Origin of the sequence: Mucilaginibacter sp. UR6-11 (genome assembly GCF_020880695.1) — a bacterium.
Taxonomy (GTDB): domain Bacteria; phylum Bacteroidota; class Bacteroidia; order Sphingobacteriales; family Sphingobacteriaceae; genus Mucilaginibacter.
In genome coordinates this window covers 161,433-187,037 of sequence record NZ_JAJIWO010000004.1, presented here as the reverse complement: position 1 = coordinate 187,037, position 25,605 = coordinate 161,433, and the positions used below count along the sequence as shown (strand labels likewise).

The following is a 25,605-nucleotide window of genomic DNA, read 5'->3' as shown; positions in this document are numbered from 1 at the left end:
ACTGGTTCGCCTTTCTGCGTTATGATCGGGAAGATCTTCTATTTAAAGATCGGTGCAAATTTGGTTTCATAAGCTTTTCTTTCTCCCTCAAGCTTATTGTATAATTCTGTTTGATGCGCATTTTTAGCTTCATCAGCCATCGCATAGATCAGTTGGATGCCCATTTGCACATCACGCGGATTAAATGCGCCCGAGTTAGCCTGTAACTGGCGGTAACAATAGTCTAACTGATCTGTTATATAGCTGTTAATGCTGGTTACATATTTGGTTCCCAGGTTAATATCCTGCAATTTATAGGCTGTTTGCGCCATATAGAATTTGCTGCCGCTAATCCGCATGTCAACCTTTAAGTCGGGCATTACCTCATCATATTTATGCAACGCCTTTAACGCAAGGTCATTGTGGCCCTCTGCTATCAGGCTTTGTATCAGGTCAAGGAAAGTGCTGATTAAAACAGGGTAGAACATGGTTGTCGACTCATGATCTAAATATTTGGCTGTTTTAAGTTGCCCGTATTTAAACTTGTTCATCATGTTATTATACATGACGAGGCTGTTTACCTTACCGCTTTGATCTTTTACCGCTGTATCAACTTTAAGCGGCATCAGGTGGTAAACAAACCCTTCTTTATACAAGTAAGGCTGCATGCCAATAAGGTTTTCATTACCAACTGTGGTGGCAAAACAGATGGGCCTTTTCCAATTGTTATGGGCCAATATATCCAGCATCGCCAGGTTATCCTTCATAACATAGTTTGAAGTGTATTTCCACTTCATTGTATCAGCTATCATAGCCTGTTTATCAGCCGGAACCACATTGTTCTTAATCACATCATCGCGATTAATGGTGATCTTAAAGTTTTTGGTTGGCAGGTAATTGGCGGTTTCACCGCTGGGGTAGGTGGTCATCACGCGCTGGTCATCAGACGATATAAAGTCAAACACCTCCTTAACCTCTGTATAGCCCGGTATTTTAGCGTCTCTGAAATACAATACATCACGCACACCATCTTTATACTTATCAAAAGGCATGGTTATCGGCAGGGCATCAGCCTCATTCATTTTGCGCTGCATCTGGTGGATGTACCAGTCGCCCGTAAATAAGCTCAGGTTAACCACCCGCACGTCGGGCCGTATATTTTCAACTTCCTGGGCGTACCATACGCAATAGGTATCATTGTCGCCATAGGTAAATAAAATGGCGTTAGGAGGGCATGATGTCAGGTAATTCCAGGCCATGTCATGCGCCATCATTTTGGTTGAGCGGTCATGTGCTTTCCATTCTTCGGCAGCCAGTACAGTTGGCACGGCAAGCAGGCAAATTAAAGTAGATGCGTAGGCCGCGGTTTTTGCGTTTATTGCTTTTCTCAGCAATTCGGCAAGCGCTATTACGCCTAAACCTATCCAGATAGCGAAGGCATAAAATGAACCTACGTATGAGTAATCTCTTTCGCGCGGCTGCACGGATGGCTGGTTAACATAAATTACAATGGCCATGCCTGTAAAGAACCAAAGTAAGGCTACTATCAAAGCATCGCGCTTTTTACGCTGGAAATGATACCATAAACCTAATATGCCTAATATTAACGGCAATGCAAACAACGGCGTATAAGTCCGGCTTTGAGTTACCGCTTTGGGTAGCTGTTTAGCGCCGTCCAGTATACCGGTGGTCCAGTCGCCATCAACATAGCCTTTAAAACCACCCATTTGCTGTTGTCCGTCCGCGTCATTAACGCGTCCGGCAAAGTTCCACATAAAGTACCTGAAATACATCTGGTATGTCTGCCAGCTAAAGAAGAATTTTAAATTGTCGGCAAAGTTGGGTACATCAGTTTCGCCCATTTGTAACCATTGCCTGTAAAAGCTTGGATCTTGTCCTTCGGTACTATAAATACGCGGGAAAACCGTAGTATGGTCATAAACATAAACTTGTTTTTTACCCGATATCTCATACCTGGTAGCACCTTTGCGGTACATATTGGGGCCATCTGTCTGGTCAATGACTTTGGCATCAAAATAAGGGCCGGTCAATAACGGGGTTTCGCCATATTGTATCCGGTTTAAATAACCGTTTAAAGTAAAAGCATTGTCCGGGTGTGAGTTATCCAGGTTGGTATTTGCGGTAGCGCGGATAGGTATGTATACAAATGAGCTGTAGCCAAAATATACAAATGCCACGCATAAAAATGCCAGGTTTAAAACAGGCTTGCTGCTACGTATGCTGTATACTATACCGCCAACCAGCACGCCTATCAGCAACAGGAAAAAGAAGATAGAGCCGGAGCCAAAGCCCAGGCCAAGGGTGTTTACAAAAAACAAATCAAAATAAGCAGATAGCTGGATGGTCCATTGCCTGATCCCGAATTGTACCAAACCCAGTATAATTATGCTTACCAAAAATGCCAGTAAAGCACTTTTAACGGTTATAGTTTTAGTTCTGCGGAAATAATAAACCAATGATAATGCCGGTATGGTTAACAGGTTAAGCAGGTGGATACCTATTGATAAACCAATTATATAAGCTATAAAGATCAGCCATTTATCGGCACCCGGCTCGTCTGCATGGGCGTCCCATTTTAAAATGGCCCAGAAAACAACCGCGGTACATAAAGCAGATAATGCAAACACAATAGTTTCAACCGCCGAGAACCAGAATGTATCTGTATAGGTAAAGGCTAAGGCGCCAACTAAACCTGCGCCCATAATTAAGACGGTACGGGTAGTATCCTCGCCTTCCTTAGTAGCCGGAACCAGTTTTTTAGCCAACGCGGTGATGGTCCAGAACAAAAACATGATGGTTGCACCACTGGCGATTGCCGACCCCATATTGGTAAAATAAGGTACTTTGGCATTGTTACCGAAAGACAATAGCGAAAAGAATTTACCCAGCATGGCAAACAACGGATAACCCGGCTGATGCGCTACCTGTAAACGGAAAGCACATGAAATAAATTCGCCGCAATCCCAGAAACTTACAGAAGGTTCTAAAGTTAAAATATAGGTTATTGAGGCTATGACAAAGCAAAGCCAGCCTAACAGGTTATTAATCTTTTTGTATTGCATGGATATTAAGTATAGTTTATTCGATCAGTAAATATCAATATTTTAGCTGTTATTTTTAAATACCGATGGTGCATTAACATCTTTTAACATAAATGATCAGCCAAAACATCATTTGCCGCAAAGATGATAAAATTACTTTAACAGTTATAACCTATAAATGCTTTGTTAAAACTTTAACCCTGTAATGCTGATGGCCGCAAAATAAACGCATAAAAAAACGGATAGCTTAAAAAAGATATCCGTTCTTCAATATAGCGAGTGTACGGGTGTTATATTTTAATGATCCTGGTTTCCTTTTTTGGGGACTCCTCTTTAGTTGGCGCCAGCATAGGTAACAATTTGATAATACCTATTAGAGCCCCGCCAATTAAAGTCATTGCCTTGAAACTGAAATGAACAAAAGGTTTCATTACTTCCCAGTTATGTTTCCAGGTATCGGTATGGGTGTTGGTTGGTTGTTTGCGATTATATTTTACAGGATGATTTGCCATAGATTTATTATTTACGTTGATATAAGCTATAATCGGGCCAAATATTGCCTGGATAAAATTTATAGGGTTAAATGGGTTCCTGATATTTTAAAACTGCGGCATCCCGGTTAAATAATCACATTTTTTACGGCTCTGAATCAGCTTCTTACAGCTAAGATCCATAAACCTTTAAACCTGTTGGCATAGCTATTGTCTTAATATCGTACAACAGGACAAGTTGTTTACTAAAATTTACGACCATGAAAACATTAAAATTAGCAATAGCAGCAGTAATATTAGCCTGTACATTCCAGGCAGCAAAAGCGCAGGTTAGCTTTGGTATCAGCATAGGCACACCGCCACCACGCAGAGTAATAGTTGAACCCTACCCATACTGTCGTGAAGAAGTAGTTGAAAGATACCCGGTCCGCCGCGAGGTATTTGTTGAGCGGGCGCCCGTGCGTACCGTATACTATCAACGCGGTTATTACAGAAGGCCGGTATACGTTCGTAACACCTACTACCGTCATGAACGTTTTGAAAGATGGCATCACTAAAAATAAAGCCCCGCTAATTGCGGGGCTTTATTTTTTAATAGGAGTTATTTTTTATTAAGAAAAGCCTGTAAAGCCTGCTGTGTAAATGCTGATAGCACCAGCTCGCCACTCATTGCAGCACGTTCGTTAAGTAATTCGTCCCAATCTTCCGTTCCCTCCCACAGTATTTGCTTTAACCCTGCCAGCGCGTCGGGATGATAGGCCGCCAGTTTTTCTGCAAGCGCATTTAAAGCATCATCCAGATCAGTAATAGTAGCATAAACCTCGTTAAAGAGTCCTTTTTCTTTGGCCCAATGCGCCGTTTGGAAATCAGTTGCGCGTATAGTTAACTGTGAGAAAGCAGGCAAACCGATTTTACGAATCACTGCCGGCGATATCACAAACGGACCGATACCGATGGCCAGTTCGCTCAGTTTGACGGAGGCGGCTTCGGTGGCCAGGCAATAATCAGCAGCGGCGGCAAGCCCAACGCCCCCGCCTACAGCTTTACCCTGCACCCTTGCAATAACAATTTTTGGCGATTTGCGTATGGCATTAATTACCTCCGCAAATCCTGAGAAAAATATAGCACCGGCTTCTTTATCTTTTATCTGCAGTAATTCATCAAAGCTGGCACCGGCGCAAAAGGTTCGATCGCCCTCACTTTTTAAAATGATCACGCGCGTTTGCCCGTTTTCGCCGGCCTGGTTGATCTTTGCAGTTAAGCTTTGCAATAAAGCGGCAGGTAACGCATTTTGTGCCGGATGGTAAAAGCTGATGGTGGCTACACCGCTATCACTATAAACAAGGGTTATATCTCCGGTCTGAGTGTCGGGCATGGTACTGGTATTTTAGATTTAAACAATATCAGAAGTATTTAACGCACCTGCAATTTTTTAGGCCAGAATTTAATAATTTAGCTAATAATCAATCACCACGATGACTTTAGATACCGCCCGGAAAATTGCGCTTTCCCTCCCAGGTACGGATGAATATCCGCATTTTGACAAGCAGGCCTTCAGGGCAAACAACCGCATATTTGCAACTTTGTGGGAACCTGAGCAATTAATGATGGTGAAGCTATCGCCCATTGACCAATCTGTGTTTTCTGCATTTAACCCGGATGTGATTTACCCGGTACCTAATAAATGGGGACTGCAGGGATGTACCTTTTTTGAATTAAAGGCGGTGAGGGAAGATATGCTGACTGATGCTTTAACAATTGCCTGGCAGGCGGCGACAGCAAAAAAGAGCACCAAAAAAACAAATCCCGGATAACTAACTATGCGCGCACCTAACCAACTAAAAACTACCTGATGTTAAAAAAGCTAGTGTATTATCACGATCGTCACGACGATAACAGTCATCGCTATTAATAATTTCAAAGCCTGTTAAATTTTAACAGGCTTTGTTTTTTACTGACCCTGAATTTTACGTATTAATTACCTTTCCTTTTTTAAATTGCAGGCTTATATTAAAATTAATGCACAAAACCGGTTTCCTTAATGTTTTTCTGATAATTGCAGCAATAAGTTTATTGTTTGACTGGTATGTTTTTAACGGCCTGCGTAGTTTTACCAGCGACTGGCAATCGCGGCGGGCGCGTGATATTGTGCCGTTGGGATTTCTGGTTATTTCGGTTGGCGTGACCGTCATTTTTTTACTGGGCTTTGGCGCCTTTACCACAGCGAAAGGGATGACACCTTTCCACGAATGGATGCTGAGCCTGTTCCTCACCTTTTTTATAACCAAACTGGTGTTTGTTTTGGTTCTTTTTTTAGGCGATTTGGGCCGCGGTGTAGCTGCCGTGGTTAATATTGCCGGTAAACATAAAGACCCTGTCAGCCACAGCTATTTTCCTTCCCGGCGCAAATTTATCAGTGAGTTGGCTATACTGCTGGCGGCGTTTCCGTTCTTGGGATTTTTTTATGCAATGTTCAGGGGTAAGTATGATTACAAGATACATCGTGAAACCATTTATTATGATGACCTGCCCGAAGCCTTCGACGGCTTTACCATCACTCAATTATCCGATATCCACTCGGGGAGCTTTGATAATGTTGCGGCAATGCAGCGCGGTATCGAACTGGCTAAGGCTCAGAAAAGCGATCTGTTTGTTTTTACCGGCGACCTGGTGAATAATGCCGCCTGGGAAATTGAACCGTATATCCCAAACTTTAGCCAGTTAAGAGCTCCTTACGGTCAGTTTTCCATCCTGGGTAATCATGATTATGGCGACTATATCCAGTGGAACAGTGAGGCCGAAAAAGCTGCTAACCTGGATAAATTAAAACAACATCATAAAGACCTGGGGTACCGTTTGTTGCTTGACGAACATTTGGAGCTGGAAAAAGATGGTCAAAAAATATCCCTTATTGGTGTGCAAAATTGGGGAAGGGGTTTTATTAAAGTAGGCAACCTGGATAAAGCGCTTAACGGCGTTGATCCCCGGGCCTTCAAAATATTGTTATCACATGATCCTACGCATTGGGAAGAACAGGTGCGTTATAATCCTGCTAATATCCATTTAACGCTTGCGGGCCATACGCATGGCGCGCAGTTTGGCGTTGAGGTAGCCGGCGTAAGATGGAGCCCCGTTCAATACCGTTATTTAGACTGGGCCGGTTTGATTAACGAGAAGGACCGCTATCTGTATGTAAATCGTGGCTTTGGTTTCCTGGCTTTCTCCGGCAGGTTGGGTATATGGCCTGAGATCACCGTTATAACACTAAAGAAAAAAGGTGTACATCCAATAAGCTAATTCAGGCGGCAAATCCTGTTATAACGCAATATAATGGTCAAAAAAAATCCCCGCAAATTGCGGGGATTTTTTTAGTAATGTCTAACCATACGTTGGTGACGATAATGATGAACATAAACCGGTTTATGATAAGAGCGTCTGTAAACCCTGCGCGCAGGTGCGTGTTGCACAATTACTTCGCGATGAACAGGATGGCGTACAACTACCACTTCTCTGCGTGGCGGCGGTGTTCCAACTCTTACACCAACTCTTACTTGTGCATTCGCTGCCTGGAAAGTGCAGGCTAATATTACTGCTGCTATTGCTAATTTTAATGTTTTCATAGTGTTATACATGAACATTTTTATGTTGTTGTTCATGTATTTAAGACAATAGCTATGCCAGCAGGTTTAACAGGGTAGGGGCAGTTTATTATCTGTCGCCAGATTAAGTCTGTAATCTAATGTAGTACAGTTAGTTAGGCTTTGTAACGAATATGATAGACTGATAAGCCCCCCGGGGCCTTATCAATCTGTCACAGAAACGTCTGCTTAATAAGTCATTATTGCTACCACCGGATAATGGTCAGAAGGTACCCTGCCGTTAAACGAATTGGTTAATATAGCGTAACGCTTAACGTTAAACTGTTTGGTCACAAAAATATGATCAATCCGGCTGTCTGATTTGGCATTTAAGTTAAAGGCATTGAATGAACCATTAGTCGCCAGTTTTATAGGCGCCAGTGTATAGCAGTCCCGCAGCACACCGGTACTGATTACTTCGGCATAGCTTTCGTTATGTTGGTCCACATTAAAATCGCCGGTAAATATGGTGGCGCTGTTGCCGGCCATCTCTTTAATTTTTCTTAATACCAGGCTGGCGCTTTCTTTGCGGGCAACCACGCCTACGTGATCCATATGCAGATTGAAAAAGTAAAATTTGAATCCGGTTTTGATGTCTTCAAACTGTGCCCAGGTACATATGCGGGGTAGCACGGCATCCCAGCCTTTATTGGGCCTGTCGGTAATGGTTGATAACCAGAAGTTGCCTTGTTTAAGTATTTTAAATTTAGTTGCCTTATAAAATATAGCCGAAAATTCGCCTTTCTTTTTGCCGTCGTCGCGGCCTATGCCTATCCATTTGTAGCCGGGTAAGCTATCAGCCATATTATTAAGCATATTATATTTGCCTTCCTGCGTGCCAAAAATATCAAGATCATTAAATTGTACGATCTTGCATATTACCGGGAAACGCAGCCCCCAGCCATTACCGTTAAGAGAATCTTCTTTGTTATCGTTACGCAGGTTATACGTACCGATGTTTAATTGCTGGCTAAACGACGCGGCGCTAAAAAAAATGCAGGCCAGGGTGATATAAATGGATTTTTTCATATAGTTTAATTGGCCTTAAATATATGAAAACCTGATTTATTAAGTAATTGACAAAAAAAACTTAATGAAGAAATAACATACGATATACGGAGAGCTGGCTGCCTCGCGAAGGAAGGATTAAATGGCAAATGGTATATTAATCCTCGTAAGCCTTTAAGTTATTTCTTAATAACCGCATTTCTTCCTGTATATCTTCAATACGGCGCAACAGGTGCGTTATTGCTTCAATGCCGGCTACGTTAATATCCAGCTCATTATGCAGGCGTATCATCCGCTCAAGCTTTTGTAATTCGCTCTCGGGGATATAGGTGGTATTGTTAACTATAGTGATCTCTACGAGGCCCGCTTCCTGCAGGTCAGTAATAAACGAATGTTCCAGCTGGTGGTAAATACAAAAATCGGTGGCTGTAATTAAATGTTTCGCGGTCATAACGATTTAAATTTATGCTGATGATTTAGCCAGTTCTTCAAAGAGTTGTTTTTGTTTATCGGTAAGATTAGTAGGCAACTGCAGCTCATAAGTAATATACAGATCACCAAATTCACCTTCTTTTTTATAAACGGGCAGCCCTTTGCCTTTTAGTTTAACTTTAGTGCTATTTTGCGTTTCGGGCTTTACTTTAACCTTTACTTTGCCGTTTAGGGTCTCGACCGTGATGTCGCCACCTAGTATGGCCGTATAGAGATCAAGCTTTACCGTATTATACAGATCAGCGCCCTTGCGTTTAAACCGCGGATCATCGGTAACCAAAAATTTAATAAATAAGTCGCCGCCCGGCCCGCCGTTGGCACCCGGCCCGCCATGGCCGGTAATTTTTATGGTTTGGCCGTTTTCAACACCGGCCGGTATGGTAATGCGGATATTTTTGCCGTTAACGGTTAACGTTTGTTTATGGCTCTCTAATATGTCTTTTACATTCAAATGTAATTCTGCATTCAAATCCTGCCCGCGGTATTTAGCCTGCCGCCTTTGCCCGCCGCCGCCACCAAACATCGACTGGAAGAAATCCGAAAAATCATCGCCGCCGCCGCCAAATCCCTCAAAATCAAACGCCTGCCCGCCACCGCCGCCATAGCTGCGTTGCTGCCGGCCCTGTTGCTGGCGTGCCTGTTCGTATTGTTCGCCATGCTGCCAGTTTTCGCCGTATTGATCGTATTTTTTTCTTTTCTCCGGATCGCTTAAAACCTCGTTAGCTTCATTAAGCTGCTGAAATTTTTTGTGGGCCTCGTCGTCGTTAGGGTTAAGGTCGGGGTGATATTTGCGCGCCAGCTTCCGATAAGCAGTTTTGATGTCTTTATCGGTAGCTGTCTTGGTAACGCCTAAAATTTGATAATAGTCAATAAATGCCATATAAGTATTTTAGCAACGCAATATTATGCGTGTTTAATTAACCTTAAAAATAGTGTATTGGTTTTATAAAAAAGTGATGCAGATCATCCCTTCGGCAAAAGTAGTTAGAAATCAGAAGTGCGTGTTTTGCAACGTTTAACATAATTGCGAAGATCAAGCACAATGCCGGCGAAAAAATAAACGATCAGCGGGAACCCGACAGAAAGAAAAGACGTGTAAATAAAAAACAGCCTTATTTTTGAGATAGAAATATTAAAACGCTCGCCAAGGTAAGTGCAAACCCCAAAAGAGTAACGTTCAAAAAAGGTGAGTAATCGCTGTAACATATTAATCAGGCTAACTTAAGTATTTTATTACCAACGCTGCATTGCAGGCATTTCTTATAATTGCAATAATAGTTTTTTAATTCTAATAACGCCTGCGATTCAAAAGCCGAATTTGCTTTTACACCCAGGCTGTCAAAATCGGCAATGATATTATTGTTTTCGCCGGGCAAACTTTCCAGCAGTTTCAGGCTCCGGTCAATATAATACTGCTGCTGGTTGTGCTTGCCATAACTAAACAAAAATAAAGCTAAAGTGTTTAATAAAAGTAAATCGGCCGAAGATTGTCCCATATTTTTTGAAGCGGACTTTGAAGGTTTGTCAAACTGGTAATGATCATCCCAATAGGTATTAACCTTAACGTCGCTAAATAGCTTTTGCAGGCTTTTGATATCCTTGATGTCCAGTACTTTTGAGAACAGGTGACTGGAGTTTACTACCAACGCCGCAAACTGGGCCAGTCTTACAGTGGGGAAATTTAAGGGCCTCATGCGCATAAATTTCCAAAGGTGATTGTCCACCGGCTTCAGGTTAAATTTCCTGCTCAGGAATTCATATTCTGTTTTTAATTTTCGCGGGTATTCATCTGTAAAATCTTCGTTTAAAAATCCGGCTTGCCCAAATATCAGCGCCTCAATTTGCAGGGTGTTATTTTTATGTTTGGCCAGGATGTTTTGCGGCAGCGATTTAGCCAGCAGTTCAAACGGTACCGCGTTTGTTTTAAACCCGAAGTTGGCAGCCAGGAACTGATAGAATGTTTCTTCCCAATCGCCACGGTTTAACCCGAGCGCTGTAATAACGGCCGCTGATTTTTTCTCTAAGCGTTCTATCAGTATCCGCGTAAACCAGGTCCTTAAAGTAAATTCGTCGAGTTTGCCAATACTTGCTTCGCACGGGATGACGGTCTGGTTTCCATAAACTAGGTTATGGTACCGGTTATATAAGTCGTCAGGAATGCGGTCTTTTAACTCGAGGGTTGGCATTTGGCGCCCGTCTGCTAGTATTACCGGTTCATCATCGCGGTAAACTACATGCAGGACCACGTTATAATAAGCCTGGTCTTTGGAGTGGTTGTGTTTACCCCAATCAGAAGAGGACAGGTGCAGCTCCACATTGCCGGCCCATAAGGTATCGCCGATTTTTATACGGGCATTGCCAAAGTCAGGACCCGAGTCGGTATTATGTGTGCCTGTTGCCAGGATTTCAACAGCTTCGCCGGCGGTAGTTTGCAGGTCGGTGCGCTCAAAAAGGCGGAACTTCCAGATGTAATGCAAAAAGTCTTCGGTGAAAAGCATTAACTAATGTAAGCAGATAAATTTTATATTTATCATTCCTATCTTACAAAATGCTTGATGAACCTTTAAAACCTCAAACTACTGCCAGCCGTATTAAATCTATTATCAGTGGCTCATTAGGTAATTTGGTAGAGTGGTATGACTGGTATGTTTATTCGGCCTTTAGCCTGTATTTTGCCGGTATATTTTTCCCGTCTGATAACCCGACCGTGCAATTATTAAACACGACGGGCATTTTTGCTGTTGGTTTTTTAATGCGGCCGATAGGGGGATGGGTAATGGGCACTTATGCCGATAAGCACGGGCGTAAAGCGGCATTAACCGCGTCTGTATTATTAATGAGCCTGGGTTCATTTATTATTGCGATAACCCCCGGCTATAAAGAGATTGGCGTTGCCGCGCCCGTTATATTACAAATAGCGCGCATGATACAGGGCCTGAGTGTCGGCGGCGAATATGGTACCAGCGCCACTTATTTAAGCGAAATGGCCGGCAGAAAGCGTCGCGGGTTTTACTCAAGCTTTCAATACGTAACCCTAATTATGGGGCAGCTTATTGCGCTGGGCGTGCTGGTATTATTGCAACAGGTGTTTTTAACCGAAGCACAGTTACATGCCTGGGGATGGCGCATCCCGTTCTTTATCGGCGCCGTGCTGGCCATATCCGTAATGTATTTAAGAAGAAACATGCAGGAGTCGGTATCCCTGGCAAACCATCCGCAGCCTTTATCAACCCGCGGCACCTTAAAAGAGCTGGCTAAACATCCCAAAGCCGTGTTTACTGTAGTGGGCCTTACGCTGGGTGGTACCGTGGTGTTTTACACGTTTACCACTTATATGCAAAAGTTTTTGGTGATCACCTCCGGCTTCAGTAAAAGTGCAGCGACGCTGATATCTGCCTTTACACTGGTGGCTTTTATGTTATTGCAACCCTTGTTTGGTTTATTATCTGACAAAATCGGGCGCAAACCGATGCTGGTTGCCTTTGGGATTTGCGGCACTATAGCAACCGTGCCCATTTTAATTGCACTGGGCCATACCAAAGATTTCTGGACCGCATTTATGCTGATCATGTGCGCGCTGATTATCGTCAGCGGCTATACCTCCATCAACGCGGTGGTGAAGGCCGAAATGTTTCCGTCGCATGTCAGGGCATTGGGGGTGGGGTTACCGTATGGGCTGGCGGTATCTATATTCGGTGGCACCGCCGAGCCATTGGCTCTGGTGTTTAAAAATAATAATCACCAGGAGTGGTTTTATTGGTACGTGGCATTTTGTGTGCTGATATCGCTGGTGGTCTACATAACTATGAAGGATACAAAAAAGCACTCAAAGATAGAAGCGGAAACTACTATACCAGGCTCGATATAATATTGATACTTAACGCCACGATAGCGGTATTGAAAGCAAAAGAGATTAGTCCGTGCATCCAGGCCAGCCTGCGGATATTACGTGCCGAGATTTCGACGTCAGATACCTGGAACGTCATCCCGATAACAAAAGAGAAGTATACAAAGTCAAGATAATCGGGCTCCGCCTCATCCGGGAACTGCAGGCCGCCTGCTACTTTGGTATTACCATCATCCGTATCGGTGTCATAATACATATGTGCATAACGCATGGTAAACAGGGTATGCACCAGCCACCACGATACGATTACCGAAGCCATTGCCAGTAAAATATGGCCGGTAATATCAGCGCCCGCCTGCCCTTTGGTTGACTTTAGCAGGAACAGGATGGCGCCCAAACTAATTACCGATGCAGACACCACGAACAAAAATATAAGCGTCCGGCTTGAATCCTGCAATTTGGCAATCTTCCTGATCTCTCTGGGGTGGGCGTTTAGGATAATGATCCAGTCCATTATAATTACGGCCAGCGCAAAAGTTACCCAGCTAATTAAGGATACCGCCGGCCAGCTAAAATTTTTACGTGTAATCAAAAATGCGGTCAACGCTGCGCCGAATGATATATATACCCGGTAATGCGCGTCAAACTTAAAGAAAGCGTTGTTTGGAAGTTTTATGATTTTTGGAAGTATTTTTTTCGCCATCGGTATCAGTTATTACGGGGCAATATACTATTCCTCGTCAATAATATGCGCAACGCGGCCCACTTGTCCGTCTTCCAATCGTACTTTTATACCGCGCGAGTGAAAAGATGAACTGGTTAGCAGATCTTTAACTATGCCCCGGGTTAATTTACCCGAGCGCTGATCTTTTTTCAGGATGATGTCCACTTCCAGGCCGGGATAGATGTCGCTTCTGTTTTGTCCGTTCATAGTTCTTTTTTACTTCACCAACTTAGCTACCGCCCAGTCAACCGTGTCAAACTTAAAGCTGCCCACCAGTTTGGTCATGGCACCGGCAATATGCTCATTGCCTAAATTGCCTATGCTGCCCTCGTGGGTATGGTTAACTGTTTTATTGGGGTTGAATTCGCCTTTTTCAATAGCCAGGCCAATTTGCTTATAGGCATCACGGAAGGGAGTGCCATTTAATACCATTTTATTAACTTCTTCAACACTAAACAGGTAGGCATATTTAGGGTCGTCCAATATATCCTGATTAACGGAGATGTTTTGCAGCATAAAGGTTGCCATGTGCAGGCAGTTCTTTAAATCTGTAAAAGCCGGAAACAGCAGCTCTTTCAATAGTTGCAGTTCGCGGTGATAGCCTGATGGCAGGTTGGTGGTCATCATGGCCACATCATTGGGCAGGGCCTGCAAACGGTTGCATTTGCCGCGCATAATTTCCCATACATCCGGGTTCTTTTTATGCGGCATTATGCTGCTGCCGGTGGTTAGTGTATCCGGATAGCTTACAAAGGCAAAGTTTTGGCTCAGGTATAAGGCCTGGTCCATTGCCATTTTAGCTAAAGTTGCCGCTATTGATGATAATGCCTGTGCAATGATACGCTCGGTTTTACCACGGCCCATTTGGGCGTAAACTACGTTGTAATTGAGACTTTCAAAGCCTAAAAGTTCAGTAGTCAGGGTGCGGTTTAGCGGGAAAGATGAGCCATAACCTGCCGCCGATCCTAACGGATTTTTATTGGTGATCTTATAAGCGGCTAAAACCAGCTCCAGATCATCAACCAAACTCTCTGCATACGCCCCAAACCATAAGCCAAATGAAGACGGCATAGCCACCTGTAAATGAGTATAGCCGGGCAGCAGGGTATCTTTATGTTGCTCTGATAATGCTATCAGCTGCTTAAAAAGTTTTTGTGTTTCCTCAACCACCTGCTGCAGTTCATGCCTGAAAAATAATTTCAGGTCAACCAGCACCTGGTCGTTACGCGAGCGGCCGCTGTGAATTTTCTTGCCCGCATCGCCAATACGCTGGGTAAGCAGCATTTCAACCTGCGAGTGTACGTCTTCAACACCCGGTTCAATGGTAAAATTGCCTTTTTCAATATCGGCATAAATATTTTTGAGTTCGCGTTGTACGGCTTCCAGGTCCCCGGCGCTCATCAGGCCTATGCTTTGCAGCATTTGCGTGTGGGCCAATGATCCCAGCACATCAAAGGCCGCCATTTGCGTATCAAACTCGGTATCGCGGCCAACGGTAAATTGCTCTACCAGCTCGTCAACATTAGTGGTTTTTTGCCATAGCTTGCTCATGGTGCAAATATGCTAAATATTTTGATGATGATGAGATCTCTCCGATAGCTATCGGGATGTTTAATCCCTCAGCGGAACTTGTGATTTAATAAAAATTATAAGTTTTCAGTGACCGGTTAAGTCATCTACGCCCCGTCTAAGAACTAACTAAACTATCTTATCCAACATCTGCACATACAACTCAATACCCTCCCTGATCTCATCCACATACACAAACTCATCCGCCATATGCGAGCGTGCCGAATCGCCGGGGCCAACTTTGATAGACTGGATATCCAGTAACGACTGGTCGGATGTGGTAGGCGAGCCATAAGTGATCCTGCCGAGTGCCAGTCCTGCCTGCACTATCGGGTGCGCCCGGTCAATAGATGACGGTTTTAAGCGGATGGAACGGGGTGTTACCTCACAGCCCACATTTTGGCGTATGATCTCTAAAACTTCTTCGTTACGGTAGGCGTCTGTCACCCTTACATCAACCACAAAGTTACAGCTTGCCGGTACTACATTATGTTGCGACCCCGCATTGATCACGGTAACCGACATCTTGATCGGCCCGAAAACATTGCTCTCCTTTGGAAACTTATACGTGCGGAACCATTCGATGTCCCTCATAGCTTTATAAATAGCATTGTCGCCCTCCTCGCGGGCGGCATGGCCGGCTTTACCGTGGGCCACACAATCCAGTACCATTAAACCACGTTCGGCAACGGCTAATTGCATCAGGGTTGGTTCGCCCACGATCCCAAAATCAAGCTGACCCAGTTCGGGTATGATCAGTTCGAGGCCATTAACGCCCGAGATCTCTTCTTCGGCAGTAGTGGCCAGGCAAAAGTTGTATTTAAGGTTGGTACGGTCATAAAAATATAAAAACACCGCGATAAGCGATACCAGGCAACCGCCGGCATCATTACTGCCCAGGCCGTATAGTTTTCCATCTTCGGTTACCGCGTCATAAGGATCGCGGGTATAGCCCGAGTTTGGTTTTACCGTATCATGATGTGAATTAAGCAATATGGTTGGTTTTGCAGCATCAAAATGTTTATTCCAGGCCCAAAGGTTATTCAGCTTACGGTTAGGGGTGACGCCATGCGTCTTCAGGAAATTTTCAATCAGGTCGGCAGTTCTGTCTTCTTCTTTGCTAAAAGAGGGGATAGATATCAATTGCTGTAAAAGCTGTACGGCCTGTTGGTATAATGCGTTAATGTCGGTCATGATGTAGGGTAAAATTAGTGTTTTTTGCGCACGTTGGACTGCGCCTGTTCTATAACGTTTAGTTTAAGCAAACAATCCTTTATCGCGGTCAATAAATTTAGGTCGTTGCAAATTAAGCCCCAGTTTTTTATTCAGCTGTTCAGAAACATAATCGGCCAGCTCAGGCGAGTACCGCTCGTCATGCTGATGCATAAAGAACCAAACCGACTGCAGGCCCTGGTCGCGCCATTGCTTAATGCGGTCAACCCACTCGTCTACCCTCACGTAATCTGTTTTATCCAGGCTATTGCCTACAAAACGGATAAACGCGTGCGGGGTAGGTAAGTTCATATGCACGCAATCCCGCCGGCCGGAAGCATCGGTGATTACCGCGCCGATGTTTAATTCATGGAACAGGTTAAACACGTTTTGGCGCACCTCATCATTGGCAAACCATTCTTTATGGCGCAGCTCTACAAATACCGGCACATCCTTTGGCAGCTGCTCCAGGTAAGCTTTTAATTCGGGGTAACTTTTGGGGGTAAAGTTATCGCTCAGCTGCAAAAACAGTGGTCCCAGCTTATCGCCGAAGGCTAAAATACCTTCGTAAAAAGTGGTGGTTATTTCTTCGGCATTTTTAAGCCTGCGGATGTGGCTGATGCTTTGCGAAAATTTGGGGCAAAACTTAAAATCGGGGCTGGCATTGGCCTTGTCCTTCCATTTACTAATGGTTGAGGCCGGATAAAGGTTGTAAAATGTAGCATTCAATTCAATGCAATCAAAGTGCTTTACGTATTCATCCAAAAAATTGGCGTCCTTGGTTTTAGGGGGATAGATCTTGCCTACCCACTCTTTACGCCCCCATTTGGCACACCCCACATGCACCTGTAACGGCAAATTGTTTTTTGCAGCGGCAAGCGTGTTAATGGTTAACTGTGGGTCGGCGGGTAACGTAAAGTCTATCGTCGCTAATTCTTCGGAGGGTACACGGCCAAATTCCATAATCAAATAATCTTTGGGCAAGATAAATATTTTGTCTGAACCGTTGATGAATATGATGAGTTTGATACACACCATAACCTGAAAATGCCGCGGTCCGATCAGCATAAACATTTTGCGGTTAAATTAAGATAAACAGGTGCCGCTGATAATTTAATAAATGTGTAATGCTATATTAGCTATTAATAAAACACTAAACTTTTTGAAGGTTATGGTGTCTATAGTTGCAGGTGTTTATATTGGGCGACAGCGGATCAACCCAACTAGCTGATAAAGTATGGCAGGGGTAAATAAAAAATTTTCTTTTTGGATGTGGTTGCTGATACCGGTAATACTTGGCTCATGCACCGGCGACAAAAAAATTTACACCAGTGATTGCGATAATTCCGTCACCTTTAAGCCGGTTACCTATGCCCATTTAATTGACAGCCTGCGGTATTATGATAAAAAATATATTGAAATAAGCGGCGGAAAATACCGCGAAGGCAAAGAGCAGTCGGCCTTGTTTAATGACAGCTTATATATGCCGGCGCCCAGCACCGCTTTATGGGTTAATTTTAGCCAGGACTGCCCGCTTTATTTATCAGGCACCCGGGTTGGGTTCTTTGAATACAGTAACGGCGGTTATACCAGCATTAACAATAAAAAAGTACGTATACGGGGCCGGCTCGATCTGCATAACCATGGCTATTTAAAGCAATATAAGGGCTGTATAGACCGTGTGAGTTTTATAGAGCTTTAATACTGCCCGCTGCGCGGCGGTTGTTACCAAAAAAATTAAATAGATAACTGCAGGCCGTCATAGGCCAGTGCTACGCCCGGGGGTAATTCGGCGCAGATATCGGCATGTTTACCTAAACGGTGGCTTATGTGGGTAAAATAAGTAGTCTCCGCACCTAATTCGCGCGCAAATGCGATGGCCTCGTCAAGCGTGAAATGCGAGATATGGGTTTGCTTTTGCAGTGCATTTATCACCAGGATCCTGCTGCCTTTTATTTTTTCTTTTTCCGTGTCTGATACCGTTTTGGCGTCGGTGATATAGGTAAAATCATTAATCCGGAAGCCCAGCACCGGAAGTTTGTAATGCAATACTTCAATGGGGATAAAATGGATACTGCCGATATCAAACGGTGCCAAACCAATAGGGTGGATGTCGACCTGCGGTATCCCCGGATATTTAAACTCGGAGAACACGTACGGAAACTCACGCATCAGCGCCGCTTCAACACGCGCATCAGCATAAATATTCATGGGTTCCTGTTGTTTAAAATTAAAGGCCCGTATATCATCCATTCCGGCAATATGGTCCTTATGCTCATGCGTATACACAACGGCATCAAGGTGCTGCACATTGGCGCGCAGCATCTGGTACCTGAAATCGGGTCCCGAATCTATGGCCACTACCTTATCGTCAGCCTCAATTAGTATGGACGACCGCAGCCGTTTATCGTGCCTATCTGCAGAAGTGCATATTGCGCAGCCGCATGCAATTACAGGTACGCCCTGCGATGTCCCGGTGCCTAAAAAAGTTACGGTCACAGCTGCAGTTTGGTTTGTTTAAGTTGTTGTAAAAAAGTTAACTGTTTATCATCCAGTAAATTAGGGTCGATCTCCAGTTCGCGCATCAGCTCGGCCAGGGCCAGAATCTTACTTTCAAGGTTCGAGAAACGGTTAACTACAATCATCTTACTGTTTAGCAAAAGGCATGCCCCGGTTTTAAAGTTGCCTTTTTCATAGCGCACCTTGTAGCCCGCTGTTTTTAGCAGCATCTCCATTTTTTCGAGCGTATGGGTAGTAAGGGTAAGCATTAACCAAAAGTACGGATAATGCGCTATTTTAATGATCAGACTTACGAAGTTTTTAAAACTTCGTAAGTCTCTACATTGATCTTACTTCAAATTCACCACCTCAACACCGGGATGCGCCTTGGTATCAAAAGTAAAAGTTGCCTCGGGAACATTTGCGCTGGCGGTAAATGTGCGCAAAGTATAAGTGTACCTGCTGCCGCTGCGATCAAAAATAAGGGCGCTGTAAATTTGCTTTTTTGTCTTGTCTATCAGCAGGCGTATTTTAAAGAATTGTGCTTTCTCGCTCTCGGGCGACAGGTCAATTGCCTGGTAGATTTTACCGCCGATTTTCTGGTCGCCGGTGTACAGGTATTTATAACCATGCTCATAGATGGTGAATAGCTGCGCCGGGTTAAAGCCCTCGCTGCTTTTATCAGCGTTGCTTAGCTGTACCTCTTTATCTTTTTTCAGATAGGTCCACTGGCTTTTGCCATCATTGATGATCTCCTGCTCAACATCAGGTTTGCCGCTGCCTGCGGTATAAAGGGTCACTTTATATTTGTTGGTTTTCGACTGGGTGATCAGCGTACCGTTACGGGTTTCTTTAACGCCGGCCTGGGGGTTATCAACAGTAAAACTAAAGTCGCTTTTAATAACGGGATAAGCGCGGTATTTCTGGCTTACCTGTTTTAAGATCACTTTAGCCTGCGCATCTTTTTGAGCGAGGGCCGGAGTACTTGCCAATATAACAAGGGCATAAAGTATTATCTTTTTCATATAAAGGTTCTGACTTGTTTTTGTGAGGAACGTTTAAGCCGTTTTTTGGTTTGGCAGCAAAAAGTATTTGTTAATCCTTATTCAACGTTTCCAGGTACTGCATTAGTGAGTATTCGTCAGGATACAGCACCTCGCGGGCCTTGCTGCCCTCAAACGGACCCACAATGCCACAGGCTTCCAGCTGGTCAATGATACGCCCGGCGCGGTTATAGCCCAGTTTTAGTTTGCGCTGTATCAATGAAGTTGATCCCTGCTGGTGCATCACGATCAGCCGCGCTGCTTCTTCAAACATGGGGTCGCGGTCATTAGGATCAAAATCTTTGGCGCTGCTGCTTTCGCCTTCGCCAACGTATTCCGGCAATAGCATGGCGGTAGGGTAGCCGCGCTGGTTACCGATAAAGTCGGATATCCGTTCAACCTCAGGTGTGTCCACAAAGGCGCATTGCAGGCGGATCAGATCGCTTCCGGTCGAGAATAACATATCACCGCGGCCTATCAGCTGGTCGGCGCCGCCTGCGTCAAGTATGGTACGCGAGTCGATCTTTGACAATACCCTGAACGCCAGCCTCGACGGGAAGTTGGCCTTAATGGTACCCGTAATAATATTAACCGATGGCCGTTGCGTAGCAATAACCAGGTGGATGCCTACCGCACGCGCCAGCTGCGCTATACGCGCTATGGGCTGTTCAACTTCTTTACCGGCGGTCATCATCAAATCGGCAAACTCATCAATCACCAGTACAATAAAGGGCAGGTAACGGTGCTTTTCGGGGTCGCTTATTTTACGGTTGACAAATTTGGCGTTATATTCTTTTAAGTTACGTACCTGGGCGTCTTTAAGCAGGTCATAACGCTGGTCCATCTCAATACAAAGCGAGTTAAGCGTGTTAACCACTTTCTTGGTATCGGTAATGATCGCGTCAGCCTCATCAGGCAGTTTGGCCAGGAAGTGACGCTCTATTTTCCGGAACAGCGTTAACTCCACCTTCTTGGGATCAACCAATACAAACTTCAGCTCGGCAGGGTGTTTCTTATAGAGTAATGAAACCAGGATGGCATTGATACCAACCGATTTACCCTGGCCGGTAGCACCGGCAACCAGCAAGTGGGGCATCTTGGCCAAATCGGCAATAAATACTTCGTTTGATATGGTTTTACCCAGGGCGATAGGCAGATCCATAGTGGTGTTCTGGAACTTCTCGGTCGCCAGTATAGACCGCATGGATACCATCTCCGGATTTTGGTTAGGTACCTCAATACCTATGGTGCCTTTACCCGGCATAGGGGCAATGATCCGGATGCCTAGTGCTGCCAGGCTTAAAGCGATATCATCCTCCAAATTCTTGATCTTGGAGATCCGCACACCCGGTGCCGGTATAATTTCATATAAGGTAACCGTTGGCCCAATGGTGGCTTTGATCTTGTCGATCTCGATATTATAGTGGTTAAGCGTTTCAACAATTTTGTTCTTGTTAGCTTCCAGTTCTTCAGAGTTCACGGCTATTTTGCCTGATCCGTAGTTCTCCAGCAAATCAAGCGTAGGATATTTATAGGATGCCAGGTCAAGCTTATGGTCATAAGCGCCAAACTGGTCAACCAGCGATTTTGCTTTGTCATCGTCAGTTTTTTCCACGTTAAGCACTGGGCTTGGGCGCTCTGTCTCTAACGTCAGCGGGATATCGGTATCAAAGTCGGGATTTACATTTTCGTCATCAGGGGTTAGCACCACTGTTTCATGAAATATAGGTTCGGGTACTATCGGCGCCAATGGCTGATTGGTAAATGCCTCTGGCTTCATGATCTTGTTTCCCTTGGGCCATTCAACCGGATGCGAAATTTCTTCGTCTACCAGTTCAACCGGATCATTGGTAAAATTGTCCCGGATACCCCCGGCAGCGCCGGCTGCTGTTGCAGCCTCTTTAGCTTTGCGCTGCGGCACCTTAAAATCAATATTGTAAGCAATGATCAGTACCGTTAACGCCGCAAAAATAAGTACGCCGCCCGTGCCCGATTGCCCGATCTGGATATCCAGCAATTTGTTGGTCCAAAATCCAAACTGTCCCTCTAAAAAGTGCGGTGCATCCTCCACAAAGGCATGCACAAAACCAATGGCTACGGATATAAAGATCAGCCCGAAAAATGAATAGCCTAAAGTACGTAAGACAGAAAATAGCCTTACCTTAAACAACATGCGGTAACCTATCACAAAAAATACAAATACAAACAGGAAAGACGCTATGCCAAACCACTCAAATATAAATTGGTTGGATAGCAGGGCGCCAAATTTACCCAGCCAGTTTTCAACCGGTTCTATCCCTTTCAGTTTAAGCTCGGCCTGGTTCCTGAACAGGTTGTGCCAGCCGCCGTTAGCTGCCGATACATAGCTTTGATCTTGCTGCCAGGTAAACAGATAAGAAGTAAATGCAATCAAAAAAAACAAGGAAAGCAACAGGAAAAACAAGCCCAGGATTTTTATTAAGCGCCCGTCCTGCATATCAAAAACAGGCATTCTCTCAACTTTTGGCCTTACTGTACGTTCCTTTGAACCTTTTTCTGAAGATTGACGAGGAAGATTTTCCTCTTTAAAACTATTTGATCTAAACTGATTTCCTTTTACCGGCATCCTTATGTAACAGAAGTATGTGCAAATATAAAGTTAATAGATTAAACAACTATGTGTCGTTATTTTTAATTTTTTAGTAATATTGACAATAATGAGCGTAGAACAACTGGAGCAATATATCACCACCGGTGACTTACCCGGCCTTAATAAGCTATTAACGCAAAACCCCGCATTGGCAACCGTGTTAACCAGCCATAAGGTATCGCCGCTTATGTTATCCTGCTACTACAAAAAGCCCGAAGTTACCCAGCTGCTTCTAAAATATGTGGAGGAGATCAATCTTTTTGAAGCATCAGCGGCGGGGAAATTTGACGTGGTGGCGCACCTGGTTTTTAACCATCCCGACGCGGTTAACCTGTATGCCGATGACGGCTTTACACCCTTGGGCCTTGCCTGTTATTTTGGCCAGTTTGAAGTTGCCCGTTACCTGGTTTTAAAAGGTGCCGATGTTAACCTGCCGTCAAAGAACGGCTTTAACGTATTCCCGTTACACTCGGCCGCTGCCGGCAATTATACCAATATAGCGCGCATGCTTGTTGAAAATGGCGCGCAGGTAAATATAAAACAACAGGCGGGCGCTACGCCGCTGCATACGGCGGCGCAAAACGGCAATTTAGAGTTATTGATACTGCTGCTTGAAAACGGCGCGGTAGTTAACAGCCGCATGGAAGGCGGCAAACTTCCCGCTGACCTGGCCCGCGAAAAGGGATTTGACGAAATAGCAGAAATTTTGAGTTAGAAAAGAATATACCAGGCAACCAACTGTTGCCCAATAAACAAAAAGCGGTAGGTATATAATACCACCGCTTTTTTAACGAACTAAAAAAAACATCACTTTAATTAGATACAAATACCGTATAATTTGCGGTTGCGAGGTTGGCTATTTTAGCAGTAGCGTTGGCTAACAGCACTACGTTACGCTCGCCGTATTTGGCGATAAGGTTTTTTACATACAACCATTGCTGGTACTTAACGGGCACTTTGGTGTCCCTTCTCTGCGCAAAAAATGCCGGGTCGGTTGCTACCATTGCTTTAACGGCATCGTAAAACCCGGGATTAACAGGTGCGCTGGAACTCATGGTTGGGTAGGCGTCGCCCCAGGTGTTGTAAAAGTCCTGAAATAGTTTTTCTTTCTGCAGATTGGTATGGTATATCCAGGGGCTTGAAGTGTTGTATAAATAATCTACATATACCCTGAAGTTCTGGTATTCGGGGTTCTGGGTCAGGGCCTGTCTCAGGCAGTCGGTATTTCCGTCAATTAAACCGGCAATAGTTTGAGGGTCCTTCGTGGTCAGAATTTCGTTGATGGGGCATTGGGCATTGGTCGCCGTGTTGATACCAAAAGCCAACAAGCAAAATAGCAGTGCTTTTTTCATAACTCAACCTCCTTATAATTGGTAGAATAAAGCTATGAAATAATTATAACAAAATTGTTACAATTGGTGAAAATATTTTTAGCGCCTTTGGGTGCCAGGTATTTAGCTATTAAACAGGCCGGGCGACATTTTGAATTAGCCGTATTATTCTGTATTTTCAGGAATTACGAGGTATTATGAAGAAACTGCTCTTTTTTATTTTTCTGATCACGGCAAAAGCCTTTTCACAACAGGCAACAGTTAATGAGGCGGCCTACATCAAGGCCAACTATACCAAGCATGAATACCAGATACCCATGCGTGATGGTAAAAAGCTGTTTACAGCTGTATACACACCGAAAGACAGCTTAAAGCAATATCCTTTTATGATGGACCGCACCTGTTATAGTGTGGCACCTTATGGCGCCGATGCTTATAAACCGGCGCTTGGCCCTTCACCGCAATTTGTGCATGACGGTTATATTTTTGTTTACCAGGATGTGCGCGGCCGCTGGATGAGTGAAGGCATTTATGAAGAAATGACACCCGAGCTGGAGGTGCACAAAACAAATAAAGACGTTGATGAAGGCACAGATACTTATGATACGATAGACTGGCTGCTGAAAAACGTGCCCGGCAATAATGGCAAAGTAGGGGTGTGGGGGATATCCTATCCCGGGTTTTATACAACAACCGCTTTGCTGAGCCGGCATCCGGCGCTGGCAGCCGCGTCGCCGCAGGCGCCTATAGCTGATTTATGGCGTGACGATGGCTGGCACAATGGCGCCTTCTTCCTGGTGGCAAACTTTGGCTTTTATCCCGGCTTTACCAACCGGCAGGACGATAAACCTACCCAGCGCCCGGGCGGGCGTTTTGTCGCCGGCACCGATGACGGTTACGATTTCTTTATGAAAATGGGGCCGATGAAAAATACCAATAACAAGTATTATAAAGACACCATCCGGCTTTGGAATGAAATGCTGGATCACCCGGATTACGATCAGCACTGGAAAGACCGCAATGTGCTTACACACCTGCATGATATAAAAACTGCCGTGCTGGTTACCGGTGGCTGGTATGATGCCGAAGATCTGTATGGCGCTATCAACACCTACAAAACCCTGGTAAAGAAAAACCCGAACACGCCGGTATATTTTACAATGGGCCCCTGGGTGCATGGCGGCTGGGCGCGCGGGCCCGGCGACCACCTGGGCGATGTGGATTTCGGCGGTGCGCAGGGGCCGCATTATCGTGATGATATTGAGTTTCGCTTTTTTAGTCATTATTTAAAGGGAACGCCCCTGGCTATACCCCGGGTGTCTGCATTTGAAACCGGGGTTAACCAATGGCGGGGCTATAACGTATGGCCGCCGCAAAACACTGCCGATAAACAATTGTATTTTTTGTCGGGTGGTAAATTATCATTTACCCCGGCTGCGGCAGGCAAGGATAGTTTTGACGAATATGTGTCTGACCCGGCAAACCCGGTTCCGTTTATGGCCGACAGGAAGCAAACAATGGATATGCAGCGCGAATACATGACAGCCGACCAGCGTTTTCTGGCCGGCCGCAAAGATGTGTTGAGCTACCAAACCGATGTGTTGGATAAAGATGTTACGCTGGCCGGTAATATCTGGGCCAACCTGCAGGTATCCACCACCGGTACTGATGCCGATTTCGTAGTAAAAGTGCTGGATGTTTACCCGGATACGGCGGCTAATAATAAATTCACGGCTCCGGGCGTAAAAATGGCGGGCTACCAGCAAATGGTGCGCAGCGAGCCTGTACGGGGTAAATACCGAAATAATATTGAACACCCCGAGCCCTTTGTACCGGGACAGGTAACGCCGGTTAATTTCGAGCTGCAGGATATACTGCACACCTTTAAAAAGGGACATAAAATTATGGTCCAGGTGCAAAGTACGTGGTTCCCGCTGATTGACCGTAACCCGCAAACTTTTGTGAATATTATGAAGGCGGATGAAAGCGATTTTAAATCTGCCACGCATAAAATTTATACTTCAAAACAGCATCCGAGCTTTTTAAAAGTGCGGGTGGTGGAGTGATAAGTCAAGATAACA

General features: G+C 44.7%; 26 protein-coding genes. 7 read left to right on the top strand and 19 right to left on the bottom strand.

Annotated elements, in window-relative coordinates; all coding sequences use genetic code 11:
- Positions 1–38 precede the first annotated feature (38 nt).
- On the bottom strand, positions 39–3,062 hold the full coding sequence (locus tag LJ658_RS11685) for a DUF2723 domain-containing protein (protein ID WP_230546691.1): 3,024 nt from the start codon (positions 3,060–3,062) through the stop codon (positions 39–41).
- Between the two features lie 269 nt (positions 3,063–3,331).
- Positions 3,332–3,553, bottom strand: a complete 222-nt coding sequence (locus LJ658_RS11680; RefSeq protein WP_230546690.1) for a hypothetical protein — start codon at positions 3,551–3,553, stop codon at positions 3,332–3,334.
- Positions 3,554–3,792: 239 nt separating this feature from the next.
- Between LJ658_RS11680 and LJ658_RS11675 the strand changes: the two genes are divergently transcribed.
- On the top strand, positions 3,793–4,089 hold the full coding sequence (locus LJ658_RS11675) for a hypothetical protein (protein ID WP_230546689.1): 297 nt from the start codon (positions 3,793–3,795) through the stop codon (positions 4,087–4,089).
- A gap of 44 nt (positions 4,090–4,133) precedes the next feature.
- On the opposite strand, the gene LJ658_RS11670 is transcribed toward LJ658_RS11675, so the two are convergent.
- Positions 4,134–4,907: an enoyl-CoA hydratase/isomerase family protein gene (locus LJ658_RS11670; protein WP_230546688.1), complete on the bottom strand. Its 774-nt coding sequence runs from the start codon at positions 4,905–4,907 to the stop codon at positions 4,134–4,136.
- A gap of 100 nt (positions 4,908–5,007) precedes the next feature.
- Between LJ658_RS11670 and LJ658_RS11665 the strand changes: the two genes are divergently transcribed.
- Complete coding sequence (locus LJ658_RS11665) at positions 5,008–5,346, top strand: MmcQ/YjbR family DNA-binding protein (protein ID WP_230546687.1); 339 nt, start codon at positions 5,008–5,010, stop codon at positions 5,344–5,346.
- A 205-nt stretch (positions 5,347–5,551) separates the two neighbouring features.
- The gene (locus tag LJ658_RS11660) at positions 5,552–6,829 is read left to right on the top strand and encodes a metallophosphoesterase (protein WP_230546686.1); all 1,278 of its coding nucleotides are present in this window, start codon (positions 5,552–5,554) and stop codon (positions 6,827–6,829) included.
- Positions 6,830–6,900: 71 nt separating this feature from the next.
- On the opposite strand, the gene LJ658_RS11655 is transcribed toward LJ658_RS11660, so the two are convergent.
- The 6 genes from LJ658_RS11655 to LJ658_RS11630 form a co-directional block, all read right to left on the bottom strand.
- Positions 6,901–7,164, bottom strand: coding sequence for a hypothetical protein (locus LJ658_RS11655; RefSeq protein WP_230546685.1), 264 nt, complete (start codon positions 7,162–7,164; stop codon positions 6,901–6,903).
- 195 nt (positions 7,165–7,359) lie between these two features.
- Positions 7,360–8,199, bottom strand: coding sequence for an endonuclease/exonuclease/phosphatase family protein (locus tag LJ658_RS11650; protein WP_230546684.1), 840 nt, complete (start codon positions 8,197–8,199; stop codon positions 7,360–7,362).
- Positions 8,200–8,335: 136 nt separating this feature from the next.
- Positions 8,336–8,629, bottom strand: a complete 294-nt coding sequence (locus LJ658_RS11645) for a chaperone modulator CbpM (RefSeq protein WP_230546683.1) — start codon at positions 8,627–8,629, stop codon at positions 8,336–8,338.
- Between the two features lie 12 nt (positions 8,630–8,641).
- A complete protein-coding gene (locus LJ658_RS11640) occupies positions 8,642–9,550 on the bottom strand; it encodes a DnaJ C-terminal domain-containing protein (RefSeq protein ID WP_230546682.1) in 909 nt (302 codons plus the stop codon).
- 104 nt (positions 9,551–9,654) lie between these two features.
- A complete protein-coding gene (locus tag LJ658_RS11635; protein WP_230546681.1) occupies positions 9,655–9,876 on the bottom strand; it encodes a PspC domain-containing protein in 222 nt (73 codons plus the stop codon).
- Positions 9,877–9,881: 5 nt separating this feature from the next.
- A complete protein-coding gene (locus LJ658_RS11630; RefSeq protein ID WP_230546680.1) occupies positions 9,882–11,168 on the bottom strand; it encodes a DUF2851 family protein in 1,287 nt (428 codons plus the stop codon).
- A gap of 50 nt (positions 11,169–11,218) precedes the next feature.
- On the opposite strand from LJ658_RS11630, the gene LJ658_RS11625 reads away from it, so the two are divergent.
- Positions 11,219–12,538 carry an MFS transporter gene (locus tag LJ658_RS11625; protein ID WP_230546679.1) on the top strand — a complete coding sequence of 440 codons (1,320 nt, stop codon included), beginning with the start codon at positions 11,219–11,221 and terminating at the stop codon, positions 12,536–12,538.
- Here the strand turns inward: LJ658_RS11625 and LJ658_RS11620 are convergent.
- The 5 genes from LJ658_RS11620 to LJ658_RS11600 all read right to left on the bottom strand — a co-directional run bounded on the left by LJ658_RS11620 (position 12,519) and on the right by LJ658_RS11600 (position 17,096).
- On the bottom strand, positions 12,519–13,220 hold the full coding sequence (locus LJ658_RS11620; RefSeq protein ID WP_230546678.1) for a DUF1345 domain-containing protein: 702 nt from the start codon (positions 13,218–13,220) through the stop codon (positions 12,519–12,521). The two genes, LJ658_RS11625 and LJ658_RS11620, sit on opposite strands and share 20 nt — an antisense overlap.
- A gap of 27 nt (positions 13,221–13,247) precedes the next feature.
- Complete coding sequence (locus LJ658_RS11615) at positions 13,248–13,448, bottom strand: YwbE family protein (protein ID WP_230546677.1); 201 nt, start codon at positions 13,446–13,448, stop codon at positions 13,248–13,250.
- Positions 13,449–13,457: 9 nt separating this feature from the next.
- On the bottom strand, positions 13,458–14,792 hold the full coding sequence (gene argH / locus LJ658_RS11610; RefSeq protein WP_230546676.1) for an argininosuccinate lyase: 1,335 nt from the start codon (positions 14,790–14,792) through the stop codon (positions 13,458–13,460).
- Positions 14,793–14,939: 147 nt separating this feature from the next.
- Positions 14,940–16,004, bottom strand: coding sequence for a M20 family metallo-hydrolase (locus LJ658_RS11605; protein ID WP_230546675.1), 1,065 nt, complete (start codon positions 16,002–16,004; stop codon positions 14,940–14,942).
- Positions 16,005–16,067: 63 nt separating this feature from the next.
- Positions 16,068–17,096, bottom strand: coding sequence for a DUF72 domain-containing protein (locus LJ658_RS11600; RefSeq protein WP_230546674.1), 1,029 nt, complete (start codon positions 17,094–17,096; stop codon positions 16,068–16,070).
- Positions 17,097–17,259: 163 nt separating this feature from the next.
- Between LJ658_RS11600 and LJ658_RS11595 the strand changes: the two genes are divergently transcribed.
- Complete coding sequence (locus LJ658_RS11595) at positions 17,260–17,724, top strand: hypothetical protein (RefSeq protein ID WP_230546673.1); 465 nt, start codon at positions 17,260–17,262, stop codon at positions 17,722–17,724.
- 35 nt (positions 17,725–17,759) lie between these two features.
- On the opposite strand, the gene LJ658_RS11590 is transcribed toward LJ658_RS11595, so the two are convergent.
- From LJ658_RS11590 to LJ658_RS11575, 4 genes are all read right to left on the bottom strand, one after another.
- Positions 17,760–18,521, bottom strand: a complete 762-nt coding sequence (locus tag LJ658_RS11590) for an MBL fold metallo-hydrolase (RefSeq protein ID WP_230546672.1) — start codon at positions 18,519–18,521, stop codon at positions 17,760–17,762.
- Positions 18,518–18,790 (bottom strand): hypothetical protein, encoded by a 273-nt coding sequence (locus tag LJ658_RS11585; RefSeq protein ID WP_230546671.1) that lies wholly within the window; start codon positions 18,788–18,790, stop codon positions 18,518–18,520. Before LJ658_RS11585 ends, LJ658_RS11590 begins: the two co-directional genes overlap by 4 nt.
- A gap of 81 nt (positions 18,791–18,871) precedes the next feature.
- Positions 18,872–19,546 carry an outer membrane lipoprotein carrier protein LolA gene (locus LJ658_RS11580; protein ID WP_230546670.1) on the bottom strand — a complete coding sequence of 225 codons (675 nt, stop codon included), beginning with the start codon at positions 19,544–19,546 and terminating at the stop codon, positions 18,872–18,874.
- A gap of 70 nt (positions 19,547–19,616) precedes the next feature.
- The gene (locus tag LJ658_RS11575) at positions 19,617–22,169 is read right to left on the bottom strand and encodes a DNA translocase FtsK (protein WP_230546669.1); all 2,553 of its coding nucleotides are present in this window, start codon (positions 22,167–22,169) and stop codon (positions 19,617–19,619) included.
- A gap of 91 nt (positions 22,170–22,260) precedes the next feature.
- Between LJ658_RS11575 and LJ658_RS11570 the strand changes: the two genes are divergently transcribed.
- Positions 22,261–22,908, top strand: a complete 648-nt coding sequence (locus LJ658_RS11570) for an ankyrin repeat domain-containing protein (RefSeq protein ID WP_230546668.1) — start codon at positions 22,261–22,263, stop codon at positions 22,906–22,908.
- A gap of 97 nt (positions 22,909–23,005) precedes the next feature.
- Here the strand turns inward: LJ658_RS11570 and LJ658_RS11565 are convergent, their stop codons facing one another.
- Positions 23,006–23,545: a hypothetical protein gene (locus LJ658_RS11565; RefSeq protein WP_230546667.1), complete on the bottom strand. Its 540-nt coding sequence runs from the start codon at positions 23,543–23,545 to the stop codon at positions 23,006–23,008.
- 176 nt (positions 23,546–23,721) lie between these two features.
- On the opposite strand from LJ658_RS11565, the gene LJ658_RS11560 reads away from it, so the two are divergent.
- Complete coding sequence (locus LJ658_RS11560; protein WP_230546666.1) at positions 23,722–25,590, top strand: CocE/NonD family hydrolase; 1,869 nt, start codon at positions 23,722–23,724, stop codon at positions 25,588–25,590.
- The last annotated feature ends 15 nt before the right edge of the window (positions 25,591–25,605 follow it).